This window comes from Cyanobacteriota bacterium (assembly GCA_025054735.1).
Classification (GTDB): Bacteria; Cyanobacteriota; Cyanobacteriia; order SKYG9; family SKYG9; genus SKYG9.
In genome coordinates, this window is record JANWZG010000410.1 from 1 (window position 1) to 3,477 (window position 3,477).

Genomic DNA, 3,477 nt, shown 5'->3' on the forward strand with positions numbered 1-3,477 from the left:
GTCCTTTCACTGGCTGGGGATTGCGTAACTTTACCCCTCTTTACCTTGACCATACCCACACTTATCTGGGTCATCCCCACAACATTTTTCTCATGTTCACTGCCGAAATTGGTATCCCAGCAACGCTGCTACTATGTGGGCTAGTTGGCTGGATTCTGGCTAGGGCAGTAATTCTGTTGCGCCAAGATCTACCACCAGTTCCTAGAACTGATCTAGGCGATCGACTCATCCTGTTAGCCTATGTGCTGGCCTTCGGCAATTGCATCCTCTTCAACTGCTTTGATGTCACAGCTCTCGATGTCCGAGTGAATGCTATGGGATGGTTACTATTGTCTGCCATAGCTGGCGTAGTTACACAAACTCCCTGGGCTAGAATAAAGGAGCACTGACTAAGAACAGCATCTCAGTAATTGGCTATGGGAGAGCAACCAGGGTCATCCCAGCAAGGGACTTCACTCACTGACAACCGACTCCAAGCAGAGAATTACTATGCGGTATTGCAGCTACCTATAACAGCCTCGATCGAGGACATTCGCCGAGTCTATCGAGAGTTGAGCAAACTCTACCATCCGGATACCACTAATTTGCCTACTGCCTACGCTACTGCTAAGTTTCGGCAACTTAACGAAGCCTATAACGTCCTCAACGACCCTGACAGTCGGCGTGCCTACGATCGTCAGCTTAGTCAGATCCTTCTGCGCACCATGGCAACCTCTAGCCTGACCACGAAGCCAACTCCACCCCGAAAATCCTCGGCATATCTGGATCCTAATGACCGTCCCCTATCCTCTGGTGAAGTGTTTGCGCTGTTTATCATGGCAGTGTCTTTAGTAGCCTGCCTATTGCTTGCGATCGCGATCGGCATTCTGCGTGGCAATACTCCCGCCTATTCCAGCGTACACCCGCTATCATTTGCTTCTGTAAGCATTACTGTACAGCTCACTGCAAATTATAAGGCCTATGACAACACCAACTGCTGATACACCACTTTACAACCATCCCTTACCAGCCATTGAACGCTGGCTAGAAGCAAAGGGGTGCAAACAAGACAGTGAACAACGTCACTGCTGGACGGTGGAATATCCCGATTGGCGGGCCGAGCTGTGGCTAGATCGGGAAGAGTTAACAGTGCGCTATCTCAAAGCCGGAAGTGACGGACGAGACATCCAGCGGGCCTTCCCCTACTCTCTCAGCCGTCAAGACATAGAAGATGCCGTATTTTCGGGGCCTTGAATAGACTCCTCATTAGGCTGGTTATCCACCCCAGGAGTATCAACGTGGGTGTCGACCGACAAATTCAAGCTAGCCTGCTCAGAAGTGGTGACCGAGCTGCCTGATTCATCTGAATGGGCAGCCACAGGCTCAGAAGCATTGCTGGCACTAGCCTCTACCTCCTCATCTGGGAAAATATCAGCCACATCCACCGTCGCAACTTCAGGGGTCTCGTCCACTGGTTCAATCTCGGAGGAAGGAGTAGGCATTTCAGCCGCTTCAACTGCTTCAACATCTGTGTCCGTATCGGTGTCTGTATCAGTGTCCGTATCAGGATGTGTGATTTCAGTAGCCTGCTCCAATGTTTCACTGGCACTGGACAGTTCTGTCTCTGTTGACTCTGCTTCAGGAACTGGATCGCGGTTATCAGATCCATCATCAGATCCATCAGTGGCTTCCTGTAAATCGTCAGTAGTAGTTGCTTCAGGGTCGCTAGCTAGATTTGCAACGTCTATCGACTCTTCAACTCCAGGGACTGCTGATGGTTCTGATGTGTCAGGCTGGTCAGCTTGTGGATCCATCTCCGGTGTAGGTGGGGTTTTAGGTGTGCGATCGAGCACAATCATAGGACGAGACTTTTTCTTTAGTCCCAAATTAATTAATAGTTGCTGCCAGCCATTGGTAAGCTGAGTCAAGAAACCAACTGGTTTAGCTGGCATCGGAGTTGCGATTGGGGCTTCAGCTTCTCCGTCTGCGGCAGGTACCTCAACGGCGGCTGGTATGGTCTCTGCTTGTAACCATTCACTGTCATCGGCGTGGTCATTAGATGGTACTGCTTCAGCCTCAGATGCGATCGGTGCTGCTTCGTTAGTAACTGCTTCAGTTTCCAGTTCAGAAGCGTCTGTGCTGGTCATCTCTGCCTTAGCAACATTACCAGTTACCGATGGTTCCACAGCATCATCAACCTCTACCGATGGGGTTTCCATCGATGGGGTTTCCATAACGGGCTGACGATCGTCCTGCTGATGAAAAGCCTCTAGCTCAGCAGCAACATCCCCATGGCTATCCATAGCATCCGTAATAGCATCCGTAGCGGATACAGCCGTTGCCACTGTAGTAGACCCAGCTACAGGTTCAGACAGCGGTTTAGATTTGGGGCTAGGAGTGCGATCAACCACGCTGCGCCCGATCTGTTGTAACTGACTAGCCGTCTTTACCAAAATTGCTCCTAGACTAGATGCCCGTGCTCGATAATCTGGCGCAATCCCCTGCCATCGCAACGAAATCATCTGCCATTCTAACCAGCCCAAGAACGCTACACCAGCTACCTGTCCAAGTAGGATCCCACCTGTGAACTGGCCTGCACATACCCACAGGACTAGAGCATAGACAAAGCCTACACCACTCCAGGTAAAGTCACCCTTGCGATGGACTTCAGGAAAGAGAAAGGCATCGGTAAATAGTACAAAACTGCCGATACCCACAATGATTGCTAGAAGTTGCGCCAGCATGATTTTTTTCTCGATAGTTGCAGTTTTGCCAACATAAACCACACTACTGAAGTTTTGGCATGATTAACGGCATCGTAGGCAAATTTAGCAAAGCTTAAACCAGAGGTACTCAACCATCAAATTACTCGCAGAAGACAATGCTCTTAACACTAATTCCCCTACCTATCGCTACAGATAGCCTGTTGTAACACTAAGTCCTGGCTACGAACTAATAGGTTATGTAGCTGGCTTCGGGAGAAATAGTATTAATTCCCATGCTAGCTATTATCCTTGGATAGCAGCATCCAAACCAGCTTTACTAGCGCTACAGTTAGAATACAACAGCTTAAATCATGTATCAATTGTTACTAAACAACAGTAAAGATTATCAGTAGACCATGAGGTGAATCATGAGAACAGTCTTGATTACAGGTGCCAGTAGTGGCATTGGGGAAAGCTGCGCACGGGTGTTCGCCCGTGAAGGGATGCGACTGATACTGGCTGCTCGCCGACGAGATCGCCTAGAGGCACTAGCTGCTGAGTTAGCCCAACAATTTGGTACTGAAAGTCACTTGCTCCAACTGGATGTGCGCGATCGTGCTCAGGTGGAGACCGCTCTCTCTCATCTGCCCAAGCCCTGGGATGCAGTGGATGTGTTGATCAACAATGCTGGCTTGAGTCGTGGATTAGAGCCATTTCAAGAGGCAAGTATCGATGACTGGGAGGAAATGATTGACACCAACATCAAAGGCTTGCTCTACGTCACTCGCACGCT

At 49.6% G+C, this 3,477-nt stretch carries 5 protein-coding genes; 4 read left to right on the plus strand and 1 reads right to left on the minus strand.

Annotated elements, in window-relative coordinates; translation table 11 throughout:
* From NZ772_15955 to NZ772_15965, 3 genes are all read left to right on the plus strand, one after another.
* Window positions 1-389: polymerase (locus NZ772_15955; GenBank protein MCS6815049.1), on the plus strand; the 389-nt coding region annotated here is incomplete at its 5' end.
* A gap of 27 nt (window positions 390-416) precedes the next feature.
* Window positions 417-980, plus strand: a complete 564-nt coding sequence (locus NZ772_15960) for a J domain-containing protein (GenBank protein MCS6815050.1) — start codon at window positions 417-419, stop codon at window positions 978-980.
* Window positions 961-1,233 (plus strand): DUF3143 domain-containing protein, encoded by a 273-nt coding sequence (locus NZ772_15965; GenBank protein MCS6815051.1) that lies wholly within the window; start codon window positions 961-963, stop codon window positions 1,231-1,233. The genes NZ772_15960 and NZ772_15965 overlap by 20 nt, the downstream gene beginning before the upstream one ends.
* Here the strand turns inward: NZ772_15965 and NZ772_15970 are convergent.
* A complete protein-coding gene (locus NZ772_15970) occupies window positions 1,197-2,723 on the minus strand; it encodes a Ycf66 family protein (GenBank protein MCS6815052.1) in 1,527 nt (508 codons plus the stop codon). The two genes, NZ772_15965 and NZ772_15970, sit on opposite strands and share 37 nt — an antisense overlap.
* A 389-nt stretch (window positions 2,724-3,112) precedes the next feature.
* On the opposite strand from NZ772_15970, the gene NZ772_15975 reads away from it, so the two are divergent.
* Window positions 3,113-3,477: SDR family NAD(P)-dependent oxidoreductase (locus tag NZ772_15975; protein MCS6815053.1), on the plus strand; the 365-nt coding region annotated here is incomplete at its 3' end.

Coding starts and splice junctions, on each gene's coding strand:
- NZ772_15965 (MCS6815051.1), top strand. CDS start 961: ATGACAACACCAACTGCTGATACACCACTTTACAACCATCCCTTACCA.
- NZ772_15960 (MCS6815050.1), top strand. CDS start 417: ATGGGAGAGCAACCAGGGTCATCCCAGCAAGGGACTTCACTCACTGAC.
- NZ772_15970 (MCS6815052.1), bottom strand. CDS start 2,723: ATGCTGGCGCAACTTCTAGCAATCATTGTGGGTATCGGCAGTTTTGTA.